At 60.7% G+C, this 25,814-nt stretch carries 25 protein-coding genes; 16 read left to right on the forward strand and 9 right to left on the reverse strand.

The window, feature by feature from the left end; all coding sequences use genetic code 11:
• Positions 1 to 250: 250 nt before the first annotated feature.
• From PIB16_RS06150 to PIB16_RS06165, 4 genes are all read right to left on the reverse strand, one after another.
• Positions 251 to 799, reverse strand: coding sequence for a sarcosine oxidase subunit gamma (locus PIB16_RS06150; protein ID WP_271045211.1), 549 nt, complete (start codon positions 797 to 799; stop codon positions 251 to 253).
• A complete protein-coding gene (locus PIB16_RS06155) occupies positions 792 to 3,755 on the reverse strand; it encodes a sarcosine oxidase subunit alpha (RefSeq protein WP_271045212.1) in 2,964 nt (987 codons plus the stop codon). Before PIB16_RS06155 ends, PIB16_RS06150 begins: the two co-directional genes overlap by 8 nt.
• Entirely contained in the window at positions 3,752 to 4,027 is a 276-nt protein-coding gene (locus tag PIB16_RS06160; RefSeq protein ID WP_065656564.1) for a sarcosine oxidase subunit delta family protein, read from the reverse strand. Before PIB16_RS06160 ends, PIB16_RS06155 begins: the two co-directional genes overlap by 4 nt.
• A gap of 77 nt (positions 4,028 to 4,104) precedes the next feature.
• The gene (locus PIB16_RS06165; RefSeq protein WP_271045213.1) at positions 4,105 to 5,355 is read right to left on the reverse strand and encodes a sarcosine oxidase subunit beta family protein; all 1,251 of its coding nucleotides are present in this window, start codon (positions 5,353 to 5,355) and stop codon (positions 4,105 to 4,107) included.
• 89 nt (positions 5,356 to 5,444) lie between these two features.
• Here PIB16_RS06165 and PIB16_RS06170 point away from each other — a divergent pair, with 89 nt between their 5' ends.
• The 8 genes from PIB16_RS06170 (at position 5,445) to PIB16_RS06205 (ending at position 13,518) form a co-directional block, all read left to right on the forward strand.
• Positions 5,445 to 6,419: a GlxA family transcriptional regulator gene (locus PIB16_RS06170; RefSeq protein ID WP_174000319.1), complete on the forward strand. Its 975-nt coding sequence runs from the start codon at positions 5,445 to 5,447 to the stop codon at positions 6,417 to 6,419.
• Positions 6,420 to 6,453: 34 nt separating this feature from the next.
• Positions 6,454 to 7,134, forward strand: a complete 681-nt coding sequence (locus tag PIB16_RS06175; protein ID WP_271045214.1) for a helix-turn-helix domain-containing protein — start codon at positions 6,454 to 6,456, stop codon at positions 7,132 to 7,134.
• A gap of 96 nt (positions 7,135 to 7,230) precedes the next feature.
• The gene (locus tag PIB16_RS06180; RefSeq protein WP_271045215.1) at positions 7,231 to 8,136 is read left to right on the forward strand and encodes a class II glutamine amidotransferase; all 906 of its coding nucleotides are present in this window, start codon (positions 7,231 to 7,233) and stop codon (positions 8,134 to 8,136) included.
• A gap of 37 nt (positions 8,137 to 8,173) precedes the next feature.
• Positions 8,174 to 8,860, forward strand: coding sequence for a GXGXG domain-containing protein (locus PIB16_RS06185; protein ID WP_078052084.1), 687 nt, complete (start codon positions 8,174 to 8,176; stop codon positions 8,858 to 8,860).
• A 16-nt stretch (positions 8,861 to 8,876) separates the two neighbouring features.
• On the forward strand, positions 8,877 to 10,205 hold the full coding sequence (locus tag PIB16_RS06190; protein WP_078052083.1) for an FMN-binding glutamate synthase family protein: 1,329 nt from the start codon (positions 8,877 to 8,879) through the stop codon (positions 10,203 to 10,205).
• Positions 10,206 to 10,290: 85 nt separating this feature from the next.
• Positions 10,291 to 11,598, forward strand: coding sequence for a type III glutamate--ammonia ligase (gene glnT / locus PIB16_RS06195; protein ID WP_078052224.1), 1,308 nt, complete (start codon positions 10,291 to 10,293; stop codon positions 11,596 to 11,598).
• Between the two features lie 193 nt (positions 11,599 to 11,791).
• Positions 11,792 to 12,676, forward strand: coding sequence for a formyltetrahydrofolate deformylase (gene purU, locus PIB16_RS06200; RefSeq protein ID WP_125144993.1), 885 nt, complete (start codon positions 11,792 to 11,794; stop codon positions 12,674 to 12,676).
• Positions 12,677 to 12,819: 143 nt separating this feature from the next.
• Complete coding sequence (locus PIB16_RS06205) at positions 12,820 to 13,518, forward strand: GntR family transcriptional regulator (RefSeq protein WP_125144992.1); 699 nt, start codon at positions 12,820 to 12,822, stop codon at positions 13,516 to 13,518.
• Positions 13,519 to 13,560: 42 nt separating this feature from the next.
• Here PIB16_RS06205 and PIB16_RS06210 read toward each other — a convergent pair whose 3' ends face one another.
• The 5 genes from PIB16_RS06210 to PIB16_RS06230 all read right to left on the reverse strand — a co-directional run bounded on the left by PIB16_RS06210 (position 13,561) and on the right by PIB16_RS06230 (position 18,462).
• Positions 13,561 to 15,069, reverse strand: coding sequence for an HAL/PAL/TAL family ammonia-lyase (locus tag PIB16_RS06210; protein WP_271045216.1), 1,509 nt, complete (start codon positions 15,067 to 15,069; stop codon positions 13,561 to 13,563).
• Entirely contained in the window at positions 15,062 to 15,892 is an 831-nt protein-coding gene (locus PIB16_RS06215; protein WP_003519594.1) for a quaternary amine ABC transporter ATP-binding protein, read from the reverse strand. Before PIB16_RS06215 ends, PIB16_RS06210 begins: the two co-directional genes overlap by 8 nt.
• Positions 15,885 to 16,742, reverse strand: coding sequence for an ABC transporter permease (locus tag PIB16_RS06220; RefSeq protein ID WP_003519593.1), 858 nt, complete (start codon positions 16,740 to 16,742; stop codon positions 15,885 to 15,887). The genes PIB16_RS06215 and PIB16_RS06220 overlap by 8 nt, the downstream gene beginning before the upstream one ends.
• A gap of 95 nt (positions 16,743 to 16,837) precedes the next feature.
• Positions 16,838 to 17,875, reverse strand: coding sequence for an ABC transporter substrate-binding protein (locus tag PIB16_RS06225; protein ID WP_137005071.1), 1,038 nt, complete (start codon positions 17,873 to 17,875; stop codon positions 16,838 to 16,840).
• Positions 17,876 to 17,976: 101 nt separating this feature from the next.
• Positions 17,977 to 18,462 carry a hypothetical protein gene (locus PIB16_RS06230; protein ID WP_271045217.1) on the reverse strand — a complete coding sequence of 162 codons (486 nt, stop codon included), beginning with the start codon at positions 18,460 to 18,462 and terminating at the stop codon, positions 17,977 to 17,979.
• Between PIB16_RS06230 and hutC the strand changes: the two genes are divergently transcribed.
• The 8 genes from hutC (at position 18,449) to PIB16_RS06270 (ending at position 25,758) form a co-directional block, all read left to right on the forward strand.
• Positions 18,449 to 19,189, forward strand: coding sequence for a histidine utilization repressor (hutC, locus tag PIB16_RS06235; protein ID WP_003519590.1), 741 nt, complete (start codon positions 18,449 to 18,451; stop codon positions 19,187 to 19,189). The genes PIB16_RS06230 and hutC overlap by 14 nt on opposite strands.
• 278 nt (positions 19,190 to 19,467) lie before the next feature.
• Positions 19,468 to 20,070 (forward strand): amino acid synthesis family protein, encoded by a 603-nt coding sequence (locus tag PIB16_RS06240; protein WP_003519589.1) that lies wholly within the window; start codon positions 19,468 to 19,470, stop codon positions 20,068 to 20,070.
• 11 nt (positions 20,071 to 20,081) lie between these two features.
• A complete protein-coding gene (locus PIB16_RS06245) occupies positions 20,082 to 20,927 on the forward strand; it encodes an alpha/beta fold hydrolase (protein WP_271045218.1) in 846 nt (281 codons plus the stop codon).
• Complete coding sequence (locus PIB16_RS06250) at positions 20,924 to 21,862, forward strand: flavin reductase family protein (protein ID WP_271045219.1); 939 nt, start codon at positions 20,924 to 20,926, stop codon at positions 21,860 to 21,862. The genes PIB16_RS06245 and PIB16_RS06250 overlap by 4 nt, the downstream gene beginning before the upstream one ends.
• The gene (locus PIB16_RS06255; RefSeq protein ID WP_271045220.1) at positions 21,859 to 22,899 is read left to right on the forward strand and encodes an LLM class flavin-dependent oxidoreductase; all 1,041 of its coding nucleotides are present in this window, start codon (positions 21,859 to 21,861) and stop codon (positions 22,897 to 22,899) included. Before PIB16_RS06250 ends, PIB16_RS06255 begins: the two co-directional genes overlap by 4 nt.
• Before the next feature lie 4 nt (positions 22,900 to 22,903).
• Positions 22,904 to 24,370: an aldehyde dehydrogenase gene (locus PIB16_RS06260; protein ID WP_271045221.1), complete on the forward strand. Its 1,467-nt coding sequence runs from the start codon at positions 22,904 to 22,906 to the stop codon at positions 24,368 to 24,370.
• Positions 24,371 to 24,375: 5 nt separating this feature from the next.
• A complete protein-coding gene (locus tag PIB16_RS06265; protein ID WP_065656547.1) occupies positions 24,376 to 24,690 on the forward strand; it encodes an NIPSNAP family protein in 315 nt (104 codons plus the stop codon).
• Between the two features lie 57 nt (positions 24,691 to 24,747).
• Positions 24,748 to 25,758 (forward strand): ABC transporter substrate-binding protein, encoded by a 1,011-nt coding sequence (locus PIB16_RS06270; protein WP_078052073.1) that lies wholly within the window; start codon positions 24,748 to 24,750, stop codon positions 25,756 to 25,758.
• The last annotated feature ends 56 nt before the right edge of the window (positions 25,759 to 25,814 follow it).

Consider the following 25,814-nt stretch of genomic DNA (forward strand, 5'->3'; position numbering starts at 1 on the left):
CATAGGTATTTCGTTGCGCCCGCCGTGCGACGCGGCGTCAGAAGAGCGGAAATAATTTCCTGCGTGCAGGTGCAGCTCTCTCCGGAAGAGTGAGACGCTGGCTCTCGGGTAAACAAAAGCGTTTCCTGCCGAGAAGGCGTCATAAAAGCGATTCAGTTGCAAACGCCGTTTGCATAAGTTTGGTAATCAGGCACAGCAGATGACGCCATCTGTTTTAGTGGCACCATCGAGCAACGCCTGACCGACGCGATCACTGGAATTCAAGGCTCATCCGGGCAAGGTCGTCCCACAGGCTTTCGGCAAAACCGCGCAGCACGATGACTTCGAAGACCTGTCCGTCAAGCCGGGTGAGGTGGGCGGCGATGTGGCCGATCAGCGTCGCGGCGGAATGTCCCACCGGGAATGCTGCGAAAGACAGGTCGACCGCCGTGCCTTTGGCCAGAACCCGCTCGGCCATCTTGCCTTCGATGCGGATGCGAACGCGTCCCTGGCTCTGGTCGACACCCGTTGCCAAAGGCTCGAGCGCTGCAAGAAGCGCCTTCATATCAGCGTGAGACAGGGGGTGTTCACCGACGATGAACAATTGGCCCGGTGAGACCGCGCGTATATCGCCTGTGGCAAGGTCGCGAAGGCGGGCTTCCAAATCTGCTGCGCCGGGTGCGGCCAGAACGTGGATGATCGTGCCTTCCGGCAGGGGAGAGAGCTTGATGGCGGTGGAGGCAATCGCTCGCTTTGCGCCCAGCACCGGGCGGAGCGTCGGCCGGAAGTCAGACTGGAGATCAGACTTGAAATCAGACATGGAGTTTCTCGTTTTGAGGATCGACAAAAACCGGGTTGCAAAGGCGGGCTTGGGTAAATTCGTTGCGCAGACCGTTCCAGACCATGATTTCCTCACCATGCCGCGCAGGGCCATTCTTGACGAGGGCGAGACCGATGGTCGAACCCAGATGCGGTGAGAAGGCGCTGGAGGTCACATAACCCTGATCGTTCTCCAGCGTTGCCGTGGCATTCTTCGCAAGAATATGCGAGCCGGTGCGGAAGGACTGTTTTGGATCAAGCGGCACGACGCCGACGAGGCTCGGGCGGTCGGTGTCGGAAAGCCCCTCGCGCTCCAGCATCCGTCGGCCAATGAAATCGGTCTTCGTGGTGGAGACCATTTTGCCGAAGCCGAGATCGGCGGGCACCACCGTGCCGTTGATTTCATTGTGAGTGACGTGGCCCTTTTCGATGCGCAGCACGCCAAGCGCCTCGACGCCATAGGGCATGATATTCTCCGGCTCGCCGGCTTCCATCAGCGCATCGGCGACGCTTTCACCGTAACCGGCCGGGACGGCAAGCTCGTAGGCCAGTTCGCCGGAGAAGGAAATCCGGAACAGGCGTCCATGCAGTTGCCCGCCAAACAAGGAGACTTCCCGGGCTGCAACGAAGGGAAAGGCCTCGTCGGAAATATCTTCATCGACGATCCTCTGAAGAATGGCGCGCGCCTTCGGCCCGGCAATCGCCATCTGCGCCCACTGGTCTGTGACGGAGGCAAGCCGCACATCGAGATCCGGCCAGAGCGCCTGCGCACAGAATTCCAGATGGTTCATGACGCCCGCCGCATAGGCGGTGGTGGTCGTCATGAAGAAGCGGTTTTCCTCCAGCCGGCTGGTGGTCCCGTCGTCATAGATCATGCCGTCCTCACGCAGCATCAGACCATAACGCGCCTTGCCGACCGGCAGTTTGAGGAAAGCGTTGCAATAAACCCGGTTCAGGAATTCGGCGGCGTCGCTGCCACAGATTTCGATCTTGCCGAGCATCGATACATCGCAGAGCCCGGCATTCTTGCGCACATTCAGAACCTCACGGTCGACGCTTTCCCGCCAGCCGCTTTCGCCTTTGCGGGGAAACCAGGAGGAGCGATACCAAAGCCCGGTTTCGACGAACACGGCCCCGTTTTTCTCGGCCCAACCATGCAGCGGCGATTTGCGCACCGGTTGGAAATGCTGGCCATGATAGGCCCCAGTTAGTGCGCCGAAGGAGACGGGCGTATAAAACGGCCGGAACGTCGTGGTGCCGACATCCGCTGGGGAGACGCCGCGCGCTTCGGCCAACAGCCCGATGGCGTTGACATTCGACAGCTTGCCCTGATCCGTCGCCATGCCGTTCGTGGTGTAGCGTTTGGCGAGTTCGACATGGCCATAACCTTCACGGATGGCGAGGCCGAGATCCTTGCGGTGAACGTCGTTCTGGTAATCGACAAAGGCTTTCGCCTTGATGCCGGGGATGGACCATAGCGGTTTTGCAGGCGGGGCTACGATATCGTTTTCCACCGCGCCGAATGTCGGTGCAGCTGATGCAAAGCCGAGCTCTTGTGCCAGCGCTGCGCCCTTCCGCGCGCCATCCTCAAGGCAGGCGGCGACACCGTTTATTGCGGAAACCGCGCCGGCGAGTTCCAGCCCCTTGAGATTGCCGGGCGCCAGGAAAGCGGCATCGTCTTCCGACCAGACCGGCCTGCCGCCGCGATGGCAGGCGAGATGGATGATGGGGCTGAAGCCGCCCGACATGGCCAGCGCATCGACATTCAGGCTCTCCGCCTTGCCATTCGCAAAAACCTCGATGGCGGAAAGCGCCTTGCCGCCCTTGGCATTGGAGACGACACCACCCTTGATGACGCGCGCTTTGCCTTCGTAGCCCGGATTGCCCTGCTCACGGCTGTCGATGATGGCGGCCAGAGCGACGCCCTGCGCCTCCAGATCGCGGGCGAGCGCATAACCGCTGTCATTGGTGGTGAAAATTGCCGTCGCCGTGCCGGGGCTGACGGCATATCGATTGAGATAGCTGCGCATGGCGCCCGCCATCATCACGCCGGGAATATCGTTGCCGCCGAAGACCAGCGGTCGTTCTTCCGCACCGGTTGCCAGCAGCGCTCGTTTCGCGACGATGCGCCACAGGCGCTCCACGGGCACATGGTCTTTCGGATCTGGCAGATGTTTCTGCACCCGCTCCACCGCGCCGAAGACATTGCCGTCATACCAGCCGAAAGCCGTGGTTCGCGTCAGTATCGTCACATTCGGCAGGGCTTTAAGTTCGGCAACGCATTGCGCCGCGAAATCCGCAGCGCTCTCGCCGCCGATGGCTGCCGTTTCGGAAAGAAGCCAACCGCCTGCCACGGAATGTTCATCGACAATGATGACGCGCGCGCCGGCGCGTCCTGCGGCAAGCGCTGCGGCAAGACCCGCCGCGCCGGAGCCGATCACCAGCAGGTCGCAATGCGCCCAGCATTTGTCATAGGCATCCGGGTCCGCCTCGTAGCTTGCTTTACCGAGGCCGGCGGCTTTGCGGATGAAGGGCTCATAAACCTTTTCCCAGAAGGCGGCAGGCCACATGAAAGTCTTGTAGTAGAACCCCGCCCCGAGGAAGGGAGACAGAAGGCCGGTCAAGGCGCCGATATCGAAATCGAGAGAGGGCCAGCGGTTCTGGCTGTTGGCTTCCAGCCCGGCATAAAGCTCCTGCATGGTGGCGCGGGTGTTCGGCTCCGTGCGCCCGCCGCGGCCAATGGTTATCAGCGCGTTCGGCTCAGCTGCACCCGCCGTCAATATGCCGCGCGGGCGGTGGTATTTGAAACTGCGACCGACGAGTTTCTGGCCGTTGGCGAGCAGGGCGGAGGCGAGGCTGTCGCCCTCAAAGCCTGACATCGGCTTGTCGTCGAAGGTGAAGGAAAGCGGTTTGGAACGGTCGATCAGACCGCCGGTCTTCAGGCGGTTGGCACTCATGCGTTTGTCACTTTCGTCTTGTCGGCGGCGTCGCGGCAGGCGGATATCTCATGGGTGGCGGTATCGCGGGCGACGACCAGCCAGCGGCGGCAGCCGGAAGTGTGGTGCCAATATTCCTCATAGGCTCCGCGCGGATTGTCGCGCAGATAGACATAATCGAACCATTCCTCCGCGCCGGCATCGGCGGCGGGCCTTTGAAGGGCTGCGCCCTTGATGGTGAATTCTTCCCTGGGTCTTGGCCCGCAATGCGGGCAGGGCACGAGACTTGCCATTTCAGATGTCCTTGATCCGCCAGATAGCGGGATGGCGAAAACTGTGAGCGATTTCCGCCTGAAATCCCGCTACAGATTTAGTGAAGGTTAGGCTGGGCGCCCTGCCCCTTTTCATCGATGAGATAACCGCGCCGGAAGCGATCCAGCCGGAAGGCCGTTGCCGTTTCCTGCGGTGCGCCGCGCGCCAGAAGATGGGCGAAGCAGAAACCGGAAGCGGGCGTCGCCTTGAAGCCGCCATAACACCAGCCGGAATTCAGGTAGAGATTGTCGATCGGGGTCTGGTCGATGATCGGCGAACCATCCATCGACATATCCATGATGCCGCCCCAGGACCGCAGCACCCGGACGCGGGAGAGCGCCGGTATCATCGCCTTGCCTGCTTCCGCGACATGTTCGACCGTCGCCAGATTGCCGCGCTGGGCATAGGAGTTGTAGCCGTCTATGTCGCCGCCGAAGACGAGGCCGCCCTTGTCCGATTGCGAGACGTAAAAATGGCCGGCCCCGAAGGTGACGACGCCATCGATGAAGGGCTTCAGCCCTTCAGACACGAAAGCCTGCAATACATGGCTTTCGATCGGCAGTTTCAGCCCGGCCATGGCGGCCACCTGCGAGGAATTGCCTGCTGCCGCGAGCGCCAGCTTGCCGCAGCCGATGAAGCCCTTGGCGGTCTCCACACCCACGACCCTCCCGTTTTCGCGGCGAATGCCGGTTACCTCGCAGCCCTGAATGATATCGACGCCGCGGCTGTCTGCGCCGCGCGCATAACCCCAGGCGACGGCATCGTGACGCACAGTGCCGCCGCGTCTTTGCAGCAGGCCGCCCTGCACCGGAAAGCGGGCATTGTCGAAATCGAGAAACGGCAGCACGGCCTTGACTGCGGTGCGGTCCAGCAATTCGGCGTCGACGCCGTGCAGTCGCATGGCGTTGCCGCGCCTTGTATAGGCATCGCGCTGTGCATCCGAATGATAGAGGTTCAGCACGCCGCGCTGGGAAACCATGGCGTTGAAATTGAAATCCTGCTCCAGCCCTTCCCACAGCTTCATCGAAAGTTCGTAGAAGGGATTGTTACCCGGCAGCAGATAATTGGAGCGAATGATCGTGGTGTTGCGACCGACATTGCCGGAGCCGATGTAGTTTTTTTCCAGCACCGCGACATTGGTGACGCCGAATTCTTTCGCAAGATAATAGGCGGTCGCCAGTCCGTGGCCGCCGCCGCCCACGATGATAACGTCGTAGTGCGGTTTCGGAGACACCTCCCGCCAGGCGGGTTTCCACGCCTTGTTGCCGAAAAGGCCGTTCTTGAAAATGGAAAAGGCGGAATAGCGCATCTGCGTACCTCGAACGATATCGCCCAAGCTTACCGGCGTCGTTCGAAAGGGAATTGCAACTAAGGGACATAATGATTTAAAAAAGAGACATGACGACCATCGAGCAGAAGAATGTCCAGCGCATTGGTTTCATCCTGGTTCCGAATTTCGCGCTGATGTCTTACGCCTCGGCGGCGGAGCCATTGCGCGCCGCCAATCTGATCGCCGGAACCGATCTCTACGATGTGGTTCAGCTTTCTTTCGATGGCGAGGCTGTCAGAAGTTCTTCCGGCATCATTGTCGGCTGCGAGGCACTCGCCACCGCAGGCGAGAGATGCCACACGATCTTCGTCTGCGCAGGGGGCGGGCCGCAGGACTGGACCGTTGCGGAAAATTCCTACGGCACGTTAAGGCGGCTGGCGCGGCAGGGTGTCCGGATCGGGGGCATTTCCAGCGGCGCTTATGTGCTGGCGGCGGCGGGATTGCTGGAAAACCGCGATTTCACCATTCACTGGGAGCATGCGCCGGTGCTGAAAGAGGCCTTCGACCATCTCACGCCCCGGCAGGCGCGGTTTGTTTTCGACGGGGACCGCATCACCTGCGCCGGCGGCGTCGCGCCCCTCGACATGATGCATGCGATGATTTCGCAGAGAATGGGCGCTCATTTCGCACGGCGTGTCAGCGACTGGTATCTGCACACGGCCGTGGCCGAACCCGGCGCGCCGCAAAGGGGTTCCGCCGCCGAGCGCCATGGCACCAACCATCCGGCCCTGCTGGCCGTGCTGGAAAAAATGGAAACGACCATTGAAAGCCCGCTCGACCGGCAGACCATGGCGAAACTGGCGGGAACCAGCGCGCGCCACCTCGACCGGCTTTTCGCAACCCATCTGAAAACGACATTTCTGGAAACATACCGCGCGATCCGTCTCGATCACGCCCGGCGGCTGCTGGAGCAAAGCCCGCTCTCCATTGCCGAAGTGGCCTTCGCCACCGGCTTCTCAAGCGCCGGGCATTTTTCGGGAAGCTTCAAGGCCCGGTTCGGCCATACCCCAAATACAATGCGGCAAAGATTTCCTCCGAATTAAAATAGTTTTCCTGTAAGGAAGGGAAAACACGATAATGCCGGAGGACATCATGGCGAAGGATACCACCAAAACCGAAACTGCGCAGTTCCTGTCGCAGGATCCGCATGCCATCCGCGAGCCAAGGGTCAACAATCTGGAAATGGCGATTGGCCATGAGGTGCGCGCCTATCGCAAGAAACTCGGCATCACGGTCACCGATCTTGCATCGGCCACCGGCGTTTCCGTGGGCATGCTTTCCAAGATCGAAAACGGCAATATCTCGCCGTCGCTCACGACGCTGCAGACGCTCTCAAAGGCGCTGGGCGTGCCGATCACGGCCTTCTTTCGCGGTTTCGAGGAGCCGCGCAGCGCCACCTTCGTCAAAGCGGGGCAGGGCGTGAATATCGAGCGCAGGGGCACTCGCGCCGGTCATCAATACAGCCTGCTCGGCCATATCGACAACAATACCAGCGGCGTCACTGTCGAGCCCTATCTCATCACGCTGACCAAGGATTCGGACGTGTTCCCGACCTTCCAGCATGAGGGAATGGAGTTTCTCTACATGCTGGAGGGCGAGGTGGTCTATCGCCACGGCGAGCAGCTTTTCACCATGCAGGCCGGCGACAGCCTGTTTTTCGACGCCGATGCGCCGCATGGGCCGGAGGAATTGGTGAAGCTTCCCGCCCGTTATCTGTCGATCATTTCCTATCCGCAAAGGCGACTGGGCAATAATTGAGAATTTGCCTTAGAAGAAAAAAATATTCCTGATAGTTGACGGAATGGAATTCCATATGTTAGCCCTTCATTCAGAAACGAATGGAGGTGCTTGTCGATGTGCGGCATTGTTGGACTATTCCTGAAAGACAAAAGCCTTGAACCGCAGCTGGGCGCGCTGCTTTCGGACATGCTTGTCACCATGACCGATCGCGGCCCGGATTCGGCCGGCATCGCGATCTACGGAAGCGCTGCCAATGGCCGCGCGAAAGTGACGATCCAGTCGGCCGATCCGGCCGCCGATTTTTCCGGCCTTGCCGAAGCGCTGAAGGAAAGCGGCGTCGATGCCGTGGTCACGGTGAAAAGCACTCATGCTGTTCTCGATATTCCCGCCGAAAAACTGGATGGTATCCGTCCGGTTCTTTCCGCAATCCGCCCGAATGTGCGCGTGATGGGTTCCGGCGACAGCGTGGAAATCTACAAGGAAACCGGTCTTCCGAAGGATGTCGTCACCCGTTTTGACGTGCGCTCCATGGCGGGCACCCATGGCATCGGCCACACCCGCATGGCGACGGAATCGGCGGTGACGACGCTTGGCGCGCATCCTTTCTCCACCGGCGCAGACCAGTGCCTGGTGCATAACGGCTCGCTCTCCAACCACAATAATCTGCGCCGTGAACTGGTGCGTGAAGGCATGACGTTCGAGACCCAGAACGACTCGGAAGTCGCCGCCGCCTATCTCACCGCGGAAATGGCCAAGGGCAAGGATCTGGGCGAGGCGCTGACCGGTGCGCTCGACGATCTCGATGGTTTCTTCACTTTCGTCGTCGGCACCAAATCCGGTTTCGGCGTGGTGCGTGATCCCATCGCCTGCAAGCCTGCTGTCATGGCCGAGACCGACCAATATGTCGCTTTCGGCTCTGAGTATCGCGCTCTGGTCAATCTGCCCGGCATTGAAAATGCCCGCGTCTGGGAGCCGGAACCGGCGACCGTCTATTTCTGGGACCATGAAAAGGCCGCCTGAGACCCGTCATCGGCGCCTGTTTTGAAAGTCATAATCCATGCCAGTTTTCGATCTCTCCCACACGCCGCTGCGTGAACTCAACAAGGCGCTCCACGGTCTTTCCTCGGGCGCGAACGACACCGAATTCGAGGTCGTCAATCCGCGCGGCCACCATGCCGTGGCGGTCGGCATCGACAGCCCCGTCACCGTCGATGTGCATGGTTCGGTCGGTTATTATTGCGCCGGCATGAATGATGGCGGCACCGTCACCGTGCACGGCTCGGCCGGGCCGGGTGTTGCTGAGAACATGATGTCCGGCACGGTCGTCATCGAGGGCGACGCCTCGCAATATGCCGGCGCCACCGGCCGCGGCGGGCTTCTGGTCATCAAGGGCAATGCCGCATCCCGCTGCGGCATTTCCATGAAGGGCATCGATATCGTCGTGAAGGGCAATATCGGCCACATGTCGGCCTTCATGGGCCAGTCCGGCCACCTCGTCGTCTGCGGCGATGCGGGCGATGCGCTTGGCGATTCCCTTTATGAGGCGAAGCTTTTCGTGCGCGGTTCGGTGAAGAGTCTGGGTGCCGATTGCATCGAGAAGGAGATGCGGCCCGAACATCTCGAAAAGCTCGCTGAACTTCTCGACAAAGCCGGCGTCACGGATGTCAGCCCTGGCGAGTTCAAGCGCTACGGCTCGGCACGTACGCTCTACAATTTCAACATCGACAACGCCGACGCGTATTGAGGCGAGGGATATTCCGATGAGCTATCACAACCCCTTCACCCCGCCGCGCAAATCCGCAACTTTCGACGACCATACGCTAGCGGAAATCCGCCGCGCGGCTGCGACCGGCATCTATGATATTCGCGGCGCGGGCACCAAGCGCAAGGTGCCGCATTTCGACGATCTCCTGTTTCTCGGCGCCTCCATCTCGCGTTATCCGCTCGAGGGTTATCGCGAGAAATGCGATACGACAGTTACACTCGGCACGCGCTTCGCGAAGAAGCCGATCACGTTGAAAACGCCGATCACCATTGCCGGCATGAGCTTCGGCGCTCTGTCAGGCAACGCCAAGGAAGCGCTCGGCCGGGGCGCGACAATCGCCGGCACCTCCACCACGACCGGCGATGGCGGAATGACGGATGAGGAGCGTGGCCACAGCCAGACGCTGGTTTATCAGTACCTGCCCTCCCGTTACGGCATGAACCCGAAGGATCTGCGCCGTGCGGACGCCATCGAGGTCGTCGTCGGTCAGGGCGCGAAACCGGGCGGCGGCGGCATGTTGCTCGGTCAGAAGATTTCCGATCGCGTCGCCAATATGCGCAACCTGCCGAAGGGCATCGATCAGCGTTCCGCCTGCCGTCACCCTGATTGGACCGGCCCGGATGATCTGGAAATCAAGATCCTCGAACTGCGCGAAATTACCGACTGGGAAAAGCCGATCTATATCAAGGTCGGCGGCGCGCGGCCCTATTACGACACGGCGCTGGCGGTGAAGGCCGGTGCGGATGTGGTGGTGCTGGATGGCATGCAGGGTGGCACGGCGGCCACGCAGGATGTCTTCATCGAAAATGTCGGCATGCCCACGCTTGCCTGCATTCGCCCCGCCGTGCAGGCGCTTCAGGATCTCGGCATGCACCGCAAGGTGCAGCTCATCGTCTCCGGCGGTATCCGTTCGGGTGCGGATGTCGCCAAGGCGCTGGCGCTGGGTGCCGATGCAGTCGCCATCGGCACGGCGGCACTGGTGGCGCTCGGCGACAATGATCCCAAGTGGGAAGACGAATACCAGAAACTCGGCACCACGGCCGGCGCTTACGATGACTGGCACGAGGGCAAAGACCCCGCCGGCATCACCACGCAGGATCCGGAACTTGCCGCTCGCCTCGATCCCGTCGCCGCCGGCCGCCGTCTTGCCAATTATCTGAAGGTCATGACGCTCGAGGCGCAGACCATCGCGCGTGCCTGCGGGAAGAACCATCTCCACAATCTGGAGCCGGAAGATCTGGTGGCGCTGACGATGGAGGCTGCCGCCATGGCGCAGGTTCCGCTGGCGGGAACCAACTGGTTCCCGGGCAAAGGCAGCTTTTAAGCCATAAGAACGGACGGGCGCATTTGGGAGGATGTGCCCGTCTTTTTTCGATGAAGTGTCTGATATTCAAAAAAAGGGGAATGACGTGACACTGGACCTCTCCAAATTTGCTGCCGAAAAGGGCATCAAATATTTCATGATCAGTTATACCGATCTCTTCGGCGGCCAGCGCGCCAAGCTGGTTCCCGCAGAAGCGATTGCCGATATGCAGAAGGATGGCGCAGGTTTTGCGGGCTTTGCCACCTGGTTCGATCTGACGCCCGCCCATCCCGATCTTTTTGCCGTGCCCGACGCCTCCTCGGTCATCCAGCTTCCGTGGAAAAAGGATGTCGCCTGGGTCGCCGCCGATTGCGTGATGGAAGGCCAGCCGGTGGAGCAGGCGCCGCGCGTGGTGCTGAAAAAGCTCATCGCTGAGGCGGCGAGCGAAGGGCTCAGGGTCAAGACGGGCGTGGAGCCGGAATTTTTCCTGATTTCTCCGGATGGTGCGAAAATCTCCGACGAATATGACACGGCGGAAAAGCCCTGCTACGACCAGCAGGCGGTGATGCGCCGGTACGATGTGATCGCCGAGATTTGCGATTACATGCTGGAGCTGGGCTGGAAGCCCTACCAGAACGACCATGAGGACGCGAACGGCCAGTTCGAGATGAACTGGGAATATGACGATGCGCTGCAGACCGCAGACAAACATTCCTTCTTCAAATTCATGGTCAAATCCGTCGCCGAAAAGCACGGGCTGCGCGCCACCTTCATGCCGAAGCCGTTCAAGGGCCTGACCGGCAATGGCTGCCATGCCCATATTTCGGTCTGGGACCTCGACGGCAAGGTCAATGCCTTTGCCGACAGGGAAATGCCGTTCGGTCTGTCGGCCAAGGGCAAGACGTTTCTCGGCGGCATCATGAAACATGCGTCGGCGCTTGCGGCCGTCACCAATCCGACGGTCAATTCCTATAAACGTATCAACGCGCCGCGCACCATTTCCGGCGCGACCTGGGCGCCGAATACGGTGACCTGGACCGGCAATAACCGCACCCATATGGTGCGCGTGCCCGGGCCGGGGCGGTTCGAACTGCGCCTGCCGGATGGCGCCGTGAACCCCTATCTGCTGCAGGCCATCATCATCGCCGCCGGCCTTTCCGGTGTCCGCTCCAAGGCCGATCCCGGTCCGCACTACGATATCGATATGTATCGCGAGGGCCACAAGGTCACGGACGCACCGAAGCTGCCGCTCAACCTTCTCGATGCGCTGCGCGAATATGAGAAGGATGCGGAATTGCAGCAGGCGCTCGGTACTGAATTCTCGAAGGCCTATCTGAAGCTCAAGCAGGGCGAGTGGAACAGCTATTGCTCGCAATTCACCGCCTGGGAGCATCAGACCACCCTCGACGTCTGAGCCCGATTTTCCCCGCCGCCCTTGCGGCTTTTCCCCGCGCTGATCAAGAGCGCGGGGTTTTTCACTAAAGCGCGTCGCGTCCAATCTGGTTCATGCCCCGTGCTTTAGATCTTTGTTTTTAAGCATGTCCTGGTTCCAAAACCGCTGCACACTTTTGGGAGACATGCTTTATCGATGACAGAAAGAGTACCAGATGACGAACTTCGTCCTGACCGTGACATGCAAATCCACCCGCGGCATCGTCGCCGCCCTTTCAGGCTTTCTCGCTGAGAAGGGGTGCAACATCGTCGACAGTTCGCAATTCGACGATCTCGGCACCGGTCGTTTTTTCATACGTGTGGGTTTCATTTCCGAGGAGGGTGCGACCCGCGACGCGTTGATGACCGGGCTTGCTCCGATCTCGGAAAAATTCGGCATGGAGGTGGCGCTGCACGATCAGGCAGAGCGGATGAAGGTTCTTTTGATGGTGTCGCGCTTCGGCCATTGCCTCAATGACCTGCTATACCGCTGGCGCATCGGGGCGCTGCCGATCGATATTGTCGGCGTCGTCTCGAACCATTTCGATTATCAGAAGGTCGTCGTCAATCACGACATTCCGTTCCACCACATTCCGGTGACGAAAGAGAACAAACCGCAGGCCGAAGCCCGGATCATGGAGATCGTGGAAAGTTCGGGTACGGAACTCATCGTGCTGGCGCGTTACATGCAGGTGCTTTCCGACAGGATGTGCGAGGCGATGTCGGGCAGGATCATCAATATCCACCACTCCTTCCTGCCGTCCTTCAAGGGGGCCAACCCTTACAAGCAGGCCTATCAGCGCGGAGTGAAGCTGATCGGCGCGACGGCGCATTATGTGACTGCCGATCTGGATGAGGGACCGATCATCGAGCAGGATACCGTGCGCATCACCCATGCCCAGTCGGCCGAGGATTATGTGTCGCTTGGCCGCGACGTGGAGGCGCAGGTGCTGGCGCGTGCCATACACGCCCATATTCACCGTCGCGTATTCCTGAATGGCAGCCGAACCGTTGTGTTTCCCCCAGGTCCCGGCTCTTACGCTTCGGAAAGAATGGGATGAGCATTCTGCGTGAGCCGTGCTGATGTTGCCATAAAGAGAGCACGGCGCTAAATAAGCTGGTACGCCATAATACAAAAGCCATTTCCCGCTTTTGTTCGTAACCGCGTTGCGACGAAACGGGAGGTGTCAAACGAGGTGATACCATGACAGATGCTTCGCACGGAACTGCCATTCGCGTTGAGCGCCCGACAAAGACACTGAGGGAGCTCGCGCTCGACAAGGTCCGCGACGCCATCGTGAACGGTTATTTCCGTCCGGGCGACCGTCTGGTCGAGCGCGATCTCTGCGCCCAGCTCGGCGTTTCCCGCACCATCGTTCGTGAGGTCCTGCGGCATCTGGAATCCGAGGGGCTGGTGGCGAATTTGCCGAACAAGGGCCCGATGGTCGCGATGCTCGATCTCGATGAGGCGAAGCAGATCTATGAAATTCGCGGTGCGCTGGAAGGAATGGCGGCGCGCCTTTGTGCGGAGCGCCGCGATCCTGCCATCGTGGAAGCGCTTGAAGCGTCGCTCAGTCATATCCGCGAAAGCTATGTCGCCAAGGATATGCCGGGCGTTCTGGCGCATACCTCGTCCTTTTATCAGACGCTGTTCAGCAAGATCGACCGTCATGTCGCCTGGGGCGTCGTCAACCTGCTGACGGTGCGGATCAACCATCTTCGTTCGATGACGATCAAGACGAAAAGCCGCGATACCGAAGGTCCGGCGCAAATGGAAAAGATCGTCGAGGCCATCCGGCAGGGGGATGGAGACGCCGCTTACAAGGCGGCTCTGGACCATGTCGCGAGCGCAAGCGCGATTGCGGAAGCTGTTCTCATCGCCCAGAAGACCGGCAAAGAGTAACCTCTTCCGCCTCGTGTGCGGCTAAAATTTCCGGCGCAGTATCTAGCCTGCGTCGGCACCTATTCCCGCGAGCGTGGTTTGCAGCATTTCCCGAACGGCAGCTACCAAATTGTTGAGCGGCTGGTCGTCACGGTAAAATGGCGCCGCCGTCCGGACACGCCGGTAGAGCGTATCGGCGCCGGGCGCACGGCCGGCTTCGTCTGGCTGCATGTCGTAGGCCTGGGCGGCGCTCATGATCTCGATCGCCAGAATGGTTTCCAGATTGCCGATAATCGAAAGCGTCTTATCGGCGGCGGCGGTGGCATGTGTCAGTATATCCTCCTGCAAGGCGGAGGTGATGCCGCCATCGAGGCTGGCGGGGGCGGCGAGGCGGCGGTTTTCCGCGGCAAGTGCTGCGGCCGTGTACTGGATGATCATGAAACCGGAACAGACACCATCGCTTTCCGCCAGAAAGGCGGGCAGCCCGCTGACAAGCGGGTTGACGAGCCGGTCGATACGCCGCTCGGAAATCGCCGCAAGTTCGGCCGCGGCCGTCGCCAGCCCATCCATGGCAAGCCCGAGCGCCGCACCGACGGCATGGGCCTGGGAATGGACCTCGGGCGCTTGCGGCGTGCCGCCGACGACCGGGTTGTCCGTGACGCTCGCGAGTTCGCGGTCTACGACGTCCGCGATCTGCGCGACGCTGTCGCGAACGGCGCCGTGCACCTGCGGCACGGCGCGCAGGCTGAGCGGATCCTGCGTGCGCGATCCGGCCGACCGGGCAAGAAGCGGGCTTGCCGCCAGAAGCTGGCGCAGGTTTGCGCCGACGGTCTGGATGCCGGGTGAGCTGCGCAGTGCCAGCGGCCCTGCGGCGAAGGGATCGGCCTGCGCACCAAGGTTTTCATAGCTCATCGCCGCTGCCGCATCGGCCCAGCCAAGGAGCGAAGTCGTGCGGGCGAGCGCGAGGCTGGCGAGACCGGTGGCGCAGGGTGTGCCGTTGACGAGGCTCAGCCCCTCCTTCGCCTGCAGAACCATGGGTTCGAGGCTAAGCTTTTCGAGCCCCTGCCTGCCGCTGATGAGTTCGCCGCCGTGGCGGGCCCGGCCTTCGCCGATCAGCACCAGCCCTATGGCCGCGGCATGAGTGAGATAACCCACCGAGCCTTTTGACGGAATAACGGGAAGAATATCGCCATTCAGCAGGGCGAGCAGCGCTTCGACCGTTTTGACCTGCACGCCGGAATGACCATGCGCGAAGTTGTTGATCTGGGCGGCCATGATGGCGCGGGTTTCTTCGCGCCCGAGCGGTTCTCCGACGCCGCAGGAGTGGCTGAGCAGGATGTTGCGGGAGAGGGCCTGCTGCTGCGGGATGTCGACGATCACATCGCAGAGCGCGCCGACACCCGTATTGATGCCGTAACCGCGCACCCGTTTTTCGACGAGTGCATCGACGATGGCGCGGGCTTCGGCAATGCGCCGCCACGCTTTATCCGACAGGGAAAGCGTGGCGCCTTTTGCAACAGCGGCGATCTCTTGCCAGGTGAGGGGACGATCGATGGTGATCGTATCAGCCATGCTGGCCTTCTCCCGCACCCGTGCGGCGCTCCACAAAACGGGCGACATAGTCGTTTGCGGGGCTGTTGAGGATCTGGTCCGGCGTTCCCACCTGCACCAGTTTGCCGTCCTTCAGGATCGCGATCTGCGCGCCGATGCGGAGCGCCTCATCGAGATCGTGGGTGATGAAAACAATGGTCTTATGCAGGTTCTTTTCGAGTTGCAGCAACTGATCCTGCATGTCGGCGCGGATCAGCGGATCGAGCGCCGAAAAGGCCTCGTCCATCAGGATGACGTCAGTATCGGCGGCGAGCGCGCGGGCGAGGCCGACACGCTGCTTCATACCGCCTGAAAGCTGGTGCGGAAACTTGTCCTCATAGCCGGAAAGGCCGACGGTCTCGATCCACTTCATGCCGATGGGCCGTGCATCGGCCTTGGTCAGCCCGCGCACACGCTGGCCATAAACGACGTTCTGCAAGACGGTGCGGTGCGGCATCAGGCCGAAATTCTGGAACACCATGCTGACGCGCCGGTTGCGGAAGTCGCGCAGGTCCTTCGGTTTCAGCGCAAGAACATTGTCGTCTCCGACAAGAATCTCGCCGCTTGTCGGTTCGATAAGGCGGTTGATGTGGCGCACCAGCGTCGACTTACCGGAACCGGAGAGGCCCATGATCACGAAAATGCGGCCGCCCGCTATATCGAGGCTGACATTGTCGAGCCCGACGCTGCATCCCGTCTTTGCCAGGATGTCACTTTTCTCCGCGCCCTGCTGCGCCATGGCGAGCGCGGCCTTCCAGTTGCCGCCGAAGATCTTGGACACGTTGCGGATATGGATATCAGTCATTGCCCATTTCCTTCCGGCTGGATCGGCCAAAACCCTGGGTGATACGATCGAGCACGATTGCGAGAATAACGATGCCGAGGCCCGCTTCGAGGCCCTTGCCGACATCGAGCGTCTGGATGCCGTTCAGCACCTGCTCACCAAGGCCGCGCGCGCCGATCATCGAGGCGACGACGACCATGGAGAGCGCCATCATGATCGTCTGGTTGAGGCCGGCCATGATCGTGGGCGTGGCGAGCGGCAATTCGACGCCGAAGAGGATTTGTCGCGGGCTGCCGCCAAATGCGGTTGCCGCCTCCACCACTTCGCGGTCCACCTGCCGAATGCCGAGATCGGTCAGGCGGATCAGCGGCGGCACGGCGTAAACGATGGTGGCAAGCACGGCCGGGACCTTGCCGAGGCCGAAAAGCATGATGGCGGGAATGAGATAGACGAAGCTCGGCATGGTCTGCATGACGTCGAGCACCGGCAGGGTGATGCGCCTTGCCCATTCGCTTTTGGCAAGCAGGATGCCCATGGGCACGCCGATGACGATGGAGATGAGGCTGGCAATCAGCATCAGCGCCAGCGTCTGCATTGTCAGGTCCCAGAGACCGAGCGCGCCGACGATGAAAAGCATCACCGCCACCATGATGACGAGCGAAATCTTCTTCGCCGCGAACCAGGCGAGCACCAGGAAGACCAGAAAAATGACCCACCACGGCAGACCGCGCAGCACCCATTCCACGAAGAGGATCGCCTGCAGGATCGTCTGCGATATCGCCTTGAAAACGGAGCCGTAATTCACCACCAGCGAACGCACGATCTCATTGATCGGGCCTCGGATGGAAATATGAAAAACTTCAGGAAACATTGGTGTCGTCCTCGCGCCTGCCGACCCCATGTCCGGGAGCCGGCCCCTGTCCTGACGGGAAAATGCGCGCCGGAAGCCCGGCGCGCCTGCGATGTTTACTTGACGGCGGCTTCGATACGCGCCTTGGCGTCCGCAGAAACCCAGCTGCCCCAGATATCGGCCTTGGTCTGAAGGAAGGTTTTGGCAGCGGCTGTCGCGTCGACCTGCTTGTCGGTCATATAGGCAAGGCTGGAGTTGATCTCCGCCAGCGGGAATGTTGCCTTTTCAAGGATCGCGATAATTTCCGGCGCTTCCTTCGCAAAGGTGCTGTTCACGCCATAGGCCACCTCAACGGAAGGGAAGGCGCAACCGGCGTCGCGCTTTCCATCGGCGCTCGTCAGTTCCTTCCAGCAGGCGTCGCTATAGGCCGGCTCCTGCAGCTGGACCAGCTTGTATTTGCCCATGATTGCCGTCGGGCTCCAGTAATAGAACAGCATCGGCTCGCCCTGGAGATAGGCGGCGGCAATTGCGGCGTCGAGAGCGGTGCCTGTGCCGGGGCGGAAGTTCACATAGTTTGCTTCCAGCTTGTAGGCCTGCAGCTTGGCGGTGTTGACGCCTTCGCAGGTCCAGCCCGAGGGGCAATTGAGGAAGCGGCCCTTGGTCGGCTCTTCCGGATCCTTGAACAGTTCGACGATCTTCGGGTCGGAAAGCTGGTCGACGCTCTTCAGGTCCGGCGCCTTGGCTTCGATGCCTTTTGCCGGGTCGCCCTTGACCAGATATTCCGGCACGAACCAGCCTTCGGCGGCGCCGACGAAGGTCTTGCCGACCGATGTTACCTGACCGGCTTCCGCGGCCTTGTTCCAGACGTCGGAGCGGCCGATCCATTCTTCAGCGAAGATCTGCACATCGTTATTGGCGGTCGCCTGTTCCAGCGTCACGGAGTTGCCGGGAATGGAATCGACCTTGCAATCATAGCCCTTGGAGAGGATTTCCTTCATGACTTCGGTGATGAAAGCGCCGCTTTCCCAATCGATGCCGGCGAAGGTGATGGTCTTTCCAGCGGCGCAATAGCCTTCCGCTCTCGCGGACCCGGCATAGGCTCCCATGATGAGCGCGGTGGTGGCCAGCGCGATTTTCAGCTTTGAATTCAGCATTGCATTCCCCTTTTGGTTTGATGATTGGCAAGTTGCTGGCATGCGTTTTGTGGCTTCAGCCGGGCGTGCCCTGGGCAGATGTCTACCCCTCAGCCCGGCGGTCATTGGTGCATTTCAGGTCCCGTCGAAATCGGCGGGCGGGCGCTCGTCGAATCAATATGGAATTCGATGTTCGCCCAGGAGCGGCGTGTCGGAAGTTCACTATACAACTTTGAGAAATTCATATGCTTCACGCGCATTGGCCATTCCGAGTCGAAGGCGTATGCGGTTGGCGGGTTCTGGCAAGGGCGGTCTTTCAGCGCATATTGCGCGACCGATCCGTCGAGCATAGCTTCGGCACCGGTATGGCATCTCCTGCCGTTGCGCTGGGCAGGCATTCGAATATCGCCCCGACTATCGGCGGGAGACTTGCGGCCGCTGGAGATCGAGTCTTCGCTTGCCATTATTTTCCCCTCAAGTTGTATATGTAACTTCACATATTTGCGAAAGACAAGCAAGGTGGGATGTGATAATTTTGTGCTTGCGCGGATTCTGGCTGCGTTTTGTGCAGTCGCCCGATTTTTAGGAGTTTCAATGCTGCCCGTCACCGAAAACGAGTTTCCTGTCTCGGGCGATCGCTCCTCCCTGCCGCTGTATGAGCGGGTGAAAGAACAGATCAAGGAAAAGATCGCCAGCGGCGAGTGGTTGACCAACCACAGGATACCCTCCGAAAACGAGATCGTCGACATGCTGGGTGTCAGTCGGATGACGGCAAACCGCGCGCTGAGGGAGCTGGCAACCGAGGGGGTGATCGTTCGCGTGCAGGGGCGCGGGTCTTTTGTTGCCCCGAAAAAGCGAAGCGCCGGCATGATGGGCGTGCGCAACATCGCCGACGAGATCAAGGAGCGCGGCTCGACGCATCGGCCGAGCCTGATCCTCGCCCAGACGGAAGTTTGCGGTCCCGATCTCGCAACGGCGCTGGAGATCGCCGTGGGAGCGAAGGTTTTTCACTCCATCATCGTGCATCACGAAGACGATGTGCCGATCCAGCTTGAAGATCGCTTCGTCAATGCGGAGATCGCTCCCGATTATCTGATGCAGGATTTCAATACGCTTACCCCGAATGCCTATCTGACGGCGGCGGCGCCGATTTCGCGGACCGAGCAATTCATCGAGGCCGCATCGCCCCAGCCCTGGGAATGCAAATTGATGGCCATCAGCCGAAACGAGCCGTGCCTTCTCGTGCGCCGCAGAACCTGGTCATCGAGCCGCGCCGTCACGTCCGTGCGGCTGCTCTATCCGGGTTCCCGATATCGGCTTGAAAGTCAGGAATAGAGGCGGCCAGCCTCGGCTGCCCTGATCTTCCGGAACATTATCGCAGTATAAGGCGGCCACTTGCGCATCTAGCCCGGCTGATGACGCCCCGGTCAAATCTGCCCCATTTTCCCGCCTCCAATCGTTGCTTGCCAAGTGCAATTGGTTGCCCACAGCGCTCGACTTGTCGGCGACGACAATCCCCCAGAATTCCACTGCTCGCCCTTGCGGGATTACGGTACTTGACAGTCATATATTATGGCATACCATAAGCCATCATATTTACGGAGAGAGCGCTGATGTCCATCCAGATCCGCAAGACCCTGCTGCAGGTCGAAACGACGTTGATTGAGGGGGGCAAGGCTGCCGCAGCGCCGTTGAAGCTGTTCGCCGCCATTGCGGTCGTTAAAAATCCGTGGGCGGGCAAAGGTTTCGTCGCCGATCTGAAGCCGGAAATTCACGCAGGCGCGCCGGTACTTGGCGAGTTGCTGACGAAGATGATCCTTGACGCTGTCGGTTCCGGCGAGGCGGTGGAGGCCTATGGCAAGGCGGCCGTCGTGGGGCTGGATGGTGAGATCGAACATGCTTCCGCGCTCATCCATACGCTGCGCTTCGGCAATCACTATCGTCAGGCGGTCGGCGCCAAATCCTATCTCGCTTTCTGCAATACGCGCGGCCCTGGCAATGCGCCGATCATGATCCCACTGATGGACAAGAATGATGAAGGTCGTCGTTCGCATTATCTGACCATCCAGACGGCCATTCCCGATGCCCCGGCTGCGGACGAGATTGTGGTCGCGCTCGGTGCTTCCGTCGGCGGCCGGCCGCATCATCGCATCGGCGACCGTTATCAGGATCTGAAGGATCTCGGCCAGGATGTCGCCAATCCGGCCGGCGTTTGAGGCGAACGCCAATGCAAAGGGTCGCCGACACATCACGGGTCAATGGTGCAAAGGCAGGCGCCGCCACGCTCCCCCGGAAAACGACCAGAGGCGGGGCCGCCTATTTCGAAGCCGGCGCGGGCGAGAATCTGATCCTCATCCACGGTGTTGGAATGCGGCTCGAAGCCTGGACGCCGCAGATCGAGGTGTTTTCGAGGACGCACCGCGTCATCGCGGTCGATATGCCCGGCCACGGCGGCAGCGAACGTCTTGCGGCCGGCAGCACTCTTGAGGATTTCGTCGGCTGGTTCGGCCGGTTTCTCGACGACATGCGGATAGAGCGCGCCAATGTCGCCGGCCATTCCATGGGTGCGCTGATTTCCGGCGGTGCAGCCGCGACGCTTGGAGATCGCATAGCCCGTGTCGGGTATCTGAACGGTGTTTATCGCCGCGACCCCGTTGCGAAGGCGGCGGTGCTTGCGCGCGCGGCGGCGATCCGCACCGCGGGCGTGGACAAGGAGGGCCCTTTGCTGCGCTGGTTTGGCGATGATCTGAAAAGCCGGCACGCGCGGGAATTGACGCGAGGCTGGCTGGAAATGGTCGATCCGGAAGGTTACGCGGTCGCCTATACCGCCTTTGCGGGCGGGGACGAGACCTATGCCGACCGCTGGCCCTCGGTCACCTGCCCGGCGCTTTTTCTGACCGGTTCGGACGATCCGAACTCCACGCCCCTGATGGCGGAACAGATGGCGGCGATCACGCCGCGCGGTTACGCCCGCATCGTCGAGGCGCACCGGCATATGGTCAATCTGACCGCACCCGAAACCGTCAATGCACTGATGGCCGAATGGCTGGCTTTAGAGGAGGAGCCGCAATGACCGTTGCAACCCTTGACCCGCGCGCCCTGCGCGACGCATTCGGCGCCTTCGTGACGGGGGTGACGATTGTTACCACCCGCGACGAAGCCGGAAAGCCGGTGGGTTTCACCGCAAATTCCTTCACCTCCGTCTCGCTCGATCCGCCGTTGCTGCTGATCTGCCTTGCCCGCACCTCGCGCAATTTCGCGACGATGACGGGTGCGAAAAATTTCGCCGTCAATATTCTGTCGGAAGGCCAGAAGGACCTGTCCAATACGTTCGCCCGGCCGGTTGAAGATCGTTTTGCTGCCGCCACTTGGTCGGATGCGCCGGCAGACTCACCGGTCTTTGCCGATGTTGCAGCCTGGTTCGAATGTTCGATGCAGGAGGTTATCGAGGCCGGAGACCACGTCATTCTGCTCGGTCGTATCGACGCTTTCGAAAATAGCGGCCTGAACGGCCTCGGTTATGCGCGCGGCGGTTACTTCACGCCGATGCTGGCCGCCAAGGCGCTTTCGGCTGCGGCAGAGGGTGAAATCGCTGTCGGCGCGGTTCTTGAGCGGCGCGGCGAGATTTACCTCGTCGGGGAGGATGTGCTGTCGCTGCCCGGCTGCGTCGTGGCGGGCGGCGATCCGGTCGCGGCGCTGACGGCGCGGCTTGAAGAGCTGACCGGACTGCCGGTCAGGACGGGCTTTCTTTACTCGGTTTATGAAAACAAGGCGGATGGGCGTCAGCACATCGTCTACCACGCGCTGGCAGATGGGGACGACGCACCGCGCCAGGGCCGTTTTCTGTTGCCCGGCGCGCTGGCTTCGGCAAAGTTCGACTCCGGCGCGACGGCGGACATTGTCAACCGGTTCGCGCTGGAAAGTTCAATCGGCAATTTCGGTGTCTATGTCGGTAACGAGACTGCCGGCAGGGTCCATCCCATCTCGATGAAGGCGGCAAACCCATGAAATTCTCCCTCTTTGTCCATATGGAACGGCTGGACGCCTCGCAGGATCACAAGACGCTCTACGAGGAGTTCGTAACGCTTTGCGAAATCGCCGATCGCGGCGGCATGCATGCCATCTGGACCGGTGAACATCACGGCATGGATTTCACCATCGCCCCGAACCCCTTCGTGACGATCGCCGATCTGGCGCGGCGCACCAGGACGGCGCGTCTCGGCACGGGCACGGTGATCGCGCCCTTCTGGCATCCGATCAAGCTTGCCGGCGAAGCCGCGATGACCGACCTCATCTGCGATGGCCGTCTCGATATCGGCATTGCGCGCGGTGCTTACTCGTTTGAATATGAGCGATTGCTTCCGGGCCTCGATGCCTGGGGCGCCGGCCAGCGTATGCGCGAGCTGATCCCGGCCGTCAAAGGTGTGTGGGCGGGCGACTATGCCCATGACGGCGAGTTCTACAAATTTCCGGCCACCACCTCTGCTCCCAAGCCATTGCAGCAGCCCTTCCCGCCGATCTGGGTGGCGGCGCGCGATCCGAATTCGCATGAATTCGCCGTCGCCAATGATTGCAACGTGCAGGTGACGCCACTCTGGCAGGGCGATGACGAGGTGGAAACCCTGATGGGCCGCTTCAACGATGCCTGCGCCAAGAACCCGCAAAAACAGCGGCCGAAAATCATGTTGCTTCGCCACACCTATGTCGGTTCCGATGAAGCCGATATCGCCCAGGCGGCGCATGAGATGAGCGTCTATTACAATTATTTCTTCGCCTGGTTCAAAAACGAAAAACCGATCCATCAGGGTCTGATCGAGCGTATTGCGCCCGAAGACATCGCCGCCAACGCGATGCTTTCCACCGATGTCATGCGAAAGAACAATGTCGTCGGCAATGCCGATGAGGTGATTAGCCGGCTTAAGGCCTACGAGGCCATGGGCTATGACGAATATTCCTTCTGGATCGATACGGGCATGAGCTTCGAGCGTAAGAAGGCCTCGCTGGAGCGCTTCCTTTCCGATGTCATGCCGGCTTTCGGGGAGTAACGCGATGCGCAGTTTCCAGTGCTATATCGACGGACGTTTCGAAGATGGTGAGAGGCGTTTCGCAAGTCTCGATCCCGCGAGCGGCACTGCATGGGCCGAAATGCCGGAAAGCCGCGAGGCGGATGTCGGCCGTGCGGTCGAGGCCGCGCATCGGGCGCTTTACGAAGATGCAGGCTGGTCGAAACTGACGGCGACACAGCGTGGCAAGCTGCTCTACCGGCTCGCCGATCTGGTCACTGAGAATGCGAAGACGCTCGCCGAACTCGAAACCCGCGATACCGGCAAGATCATCCGTGAGACCTCCGCGCAGATTGCCTACGTCGCGGATTATTATCGTTATTATGCGGGTCTGGCCGACAAGATCGAGGGCGCCTATCTGCCGATCGACAAGCCGGATATGGATGTCTGGCTGCGGCGCGAACCCGTGGGCGTCGTGGCGGCCATCGTGCCGTGGAACAGCCAGCTGTTTCTCGCCGCCGTCAAGATCGGCCCGGCACTCGCGGCCGGCTGCACCATTGTCGTCAAGGCCTCGGAAGATGGGCCTGCACCCCTTCTGGAATTCGCCCGGCTGGTGCATGAGGCCGGTTTTCCCGCCGGTGTGGTCAATATCGTCTCCGGCTTCGGCGCGTCCTGCGGCACGGCGCTCACCACCCATCCGAAAGTGGCCCATATCGCCTTTACCGGCGGTCCGGAAACGGCGCGTCATATCGTGCGTAATTCGGCTGAAAACCTTGCCTCCACCTCGCTGGAACTCGGCGGCAAATCGCCGATCCTCGTTTTTGCCGATGCCGATCTCGAGAGCGCCGCCAATGCGCAGGTGGCGGGCATTTTCGCCGCGACCGGCCAGAGTTGCGTCGCCGGCTCGCGGCTGATCATCGAAAGAAGCGTCAAGGATCGGTTCCTCGAGATTCTGAAGGCGAAAGCTGAGGCGATCCGCATCGGCTCACCGCTGGATATGGCGACGGAAGTAGGCCCGCTGGCGACGGAGCGTCAAAGGAAGCATATCGTTTCTCTGGTTTCCGCCTCCGTGGACGCGGGCGCCAAGGTTGTCACAGGCGGTGCGGTTGTAGACGGCGACGGTTATTTCTATCCGCCAACCATTCTCGATTGCGACGGCATTCGTTCGCCATCGATGGAGAAAGAGTTCTTCGGTCCCGTTCTCTCGGTCGTTTCGTTTGAAACCGAAGCGGAAGCCATCGCGCTGGCCAATGACACGGTCTATGGGCTTGCCTCCGGTGTCTTCACGCAGAATCTGACCCGCGCTCACCGCCTGATGAAGGCGATCCGTGCCGGCATCGTCTGGGTGAATACCTACCGTGCGGTCTCGCCGATTGCGCCTTTCGGCGGATTCGGCCTGTCGGGCGACGGACGCGAGGGCGGGCTTGCGGCGGCGCTCGATTACACGCGCACCAAGACCATATGGCTGCGAACCTCCGATGATCCGATCCCCGATCCCTTCGTGATGCGGTGAAGCCCATGTTTTACGAAATCCGCACTTACCGGCTGAAGAACGGCGCCATCCCCGCCTACCTCAAGGTGGTCGAGGAAGAGGGCATCGAAATCCAGAAGAGCCATCTCGGCGAGCTGGTGGGTTACTTCTTCTCCGAGATCGGCCCGATCAATGAGATCGTCCATATCTGGGCCTTTTCGAGCCTGGATGACCGCGAGGAAAGGCGCGCACGGCTGATGGCCGATCCGCGCTGGTTGTCCTTCCTTCCGAAAATCCGCGACCTCATCGAAGTCGCCGAAAACAAGATCATGAAACCGGCGCGGTTTTCACCGCTCAGGTGAAATGCGCCGGTCGCGACGTGCATACCAACAAGAAGCTCTAAAACGGAGTAAGGGAACATGAAATTGAAACTGGTATTGACGACATGCGCCGCTCTTTTTGCCCTTGGTGCATCCGCTGAGGCGAATGATCTGGTTTTCTCCAGCTGGGGAGGAACCACGCAGGACGCCCAGAAGGCGGCCTGGGCTGAAAAATTCATGGTGTCGACCGGCATTAACGTGGTGCAGGACGGCCCGACGGACTACGGCAAATTGAAAGCCATGGTCGAGGCGAACGGCGTGACCTGGGATGTGGTCGATGTCGAGGGCGATTATGCCGCGCAGGCCGGCCCGAAAGGCCTGTTGGAGAAGCTCGATTTTACCGTCATCGACAAGACCAAGCTCGATCCGCGCTTCGTGACGGACTACTCCGTCGGCAGCTTTTATTATTCCTTCGTCATCGGCTGCAATGTCGATGCCGTGGCCGCCTGCCCGAAGAGCTGGGCGGATCTGTTCGACACTGCGAAATTTCCCGGTAAACGAACCTTCTATAAATGGTCGGCACCGGGCGTGATCGAAGCCGCCCTTCTGGCCGATGGTGTGGCCGCCGACAAGCTTTATCCGCTCGATCTCGACCGCGCTTTCAAGAAGCTCGATACGATCAAATCCGATATCATCTGGTGGTCCGGCGGTGCGCAGTCGCAGCAGTTGATTGCATCTGCGGAAGCGCCCTTCGGCAGCGTCTGGAACGGCCGCATGACGGCGCTTGAAAAAAGCGGCGTGAAGGTGGAAACCTCCTGGGAGCAGAACATCACCGCGGCGGATTCCCTCGTCGTTCCCAAGGGAACGAAAAACAGGGATGCGGCGATGAAGTTCATCGCGCTCGCCACTTCTGCGCAGGCGCAGGCGGATATGGCGACCGCGACGGGTTATGCGCCGGTCAATATCGAATCCGCCAAGCTGATGGATCCGGAAACCGCCAAGACCCTGCCGGACCAGCAGACGGCAAGCCAGGTCAACGCCGATATGAACTACTGGGCGCAGCATCGCGACGAGATCGGCGAGCGCTGGTACGCCTGGCAGGCGAAGTAAGATAACGGCGCGGGCCGCGACAGGCGCCCGCGCGATTTTCCACGTCCGGGAGGTTT

Origin of the sequence: Agrobacterium sp. ST15.13.015, assembly GCF_027871645.1 — a bacterium.
Taxonomy (GTDB): Bacteria; Pseudomonadota; Alphaproteobacteria; order Rhizobiales; family Rhizobiaceae; genus Agrobacterium; species Agrobacterium leguminum.

Coding starts and splice junctions, on each gene's coding strand:
- PIB16_RS06165 (WP_271045213.1), bottom strand. CDS start 5,355: ATGCGCTATTCCGCCTTTTCCATTTTCAAGAACGGCCTTTTCGGCAAC.
- PIB16_RS06270 (WP_078052073.1), top strand. CDS start 24,748: ATGAAATTGAAACTGGTATTGACGACATGCGCCGCTCTTTTTGCCCTT.
- PIB16_RS06160 (WP_065656564.1), bottom strand. CDS start 4,027: ATGGCAAGTCTCGTGCCCTGCCCGCATTGCGGGCCAAGACCCAGGGAA.
- PIB16_RS06190 (WP_078052083.1), top strand. CDS start 8,877: ATGAGCTATCACAACCCCTTCACCCCGCCGCGCAAATCCGCAACTTTC.
- PIB16_RS06255 (WP_271045220.1), top strand. CDS start 21,859: ATGAAATTCTCCCTCTTTGTCCATATGGAACGGCTGGACGCCTCGCAG.
- PIB16_RS06225 (WP_137005071.1), bottom strand. CDS start 17,875: ATGCTGAATTCAAAGCTGAAAATCGCGCTGGCCACCACCGCGCTCATC.
- PIB16_RS06245 (WP_271045218.1), top strand. CDS start 20,082: ATGCAAAGGGTCGCCGACACATCACGGGTCAATGGTGCAAAGGCAGGC.
- PIB16_RS06205 (WP_125144992.1), top strand. CDS start 12,820: ATGACAGATGCTTCGCACGGAACTGCCATTCGCGTTGAGCGCCCGACA.
- purU (WP_125144993.1), top strand. CDS start 11,792: ATGACGAACTTCGTCCTGACCGTGACATGCAAATCCACCCGCGGCATC.
- PIB16_RS06240 (WP_003519589.1), top strand. CDS start 19,468: ATGTCCATCCAGATCCGCAAGACCCTGCTGCAGGTCGAAACGACGTTG.
- PIB16_RS06215 (WP_003519594.1), bottom strand. CDS start 15,892: ATGACTGATATCCATATCCGCAACGTGTCCAAGATCTTCGGCGGCAAC.
- PIB16_RS06150 (WP_271045211.1), bottom strand. CDS start 799: ATGTCTGATTTCAAGTCTGATCTCCAGTCTGACTTCCGGCCGACGCTC.
- PIB16_RS06170 (WP_174000319.1), top strand. CDS start 5,445: ATGACGACCATCGAGCAGAAGAATGTCCAGCGCATTGGTTTCATCCTG.
- PIB16_RS06185 (WP_078052084.1), top strand. CDS start 8,174: ATGCCAGTTTTCGATCTCTCCCACACGCCGCTGCGTGAACTCAACAAG.
- PIB16_RS06260 (WP_271045221.1), top strand. CDS start 22,904: ATGCGCAGTTTCCAGTGCTATATCGACGGACGTTTCGAAGATGGTGAG.
- PIB16_RS06210 (WP_271045216.1), bottom strand. CDS start 15,069: ATGGCTGATACGATCACCATCGATCGTCCCCTCACCTGGCAAGAGATC.
- PIB16_RS06155 (WP_271045212.1), bottom strand. CDS start 3,755: ATGAGTGCCAACCGCCTGAAGACCGGCGGTCTGATCGACCGTTCCAAA.
- PIB16_RS06250 (WP_271045219.1), top strand. CDS start 20,924: ATGACCGTTGCAACCCTTGACCCGCGCGCCCTGCGCGACGCATTCGGC.
- PIB16_RS06220 (WP_003519593.1), bottom strand. CDS start 16,742: ATGTTTCCTGAAGTTTTTCATATTTCCATCCGAGGCCCGATCAATGAG.
- PIB16_RS06180 (WP_271045215.1), top strand. CDS start 7,231: ATGTGCGGCATTGTTGGACTATTCCTGAAAGACAAAAGCCTTGAACCG.
- hutC (WP_003519590.1), top strand. CDS start 18,449: ATGCTGCCCGTCACCGAAAACGAGTTTCCTGTCTCGGGCGATCGCTCC.
- PIB16_RS06175 (WP_271045214.1), top strand. CDS start 6,454: ATGCCGGAGGACATCATGGCGAAGGATACCACCAAAACCGAAACTGCG.
- PIB16_RS06265 (WP_065656547.1), top strand. CDS start 24,376: ATGTTTTACGAAATCCGCACTTACCGGCTGAAGAACGGCGCCATCCCC.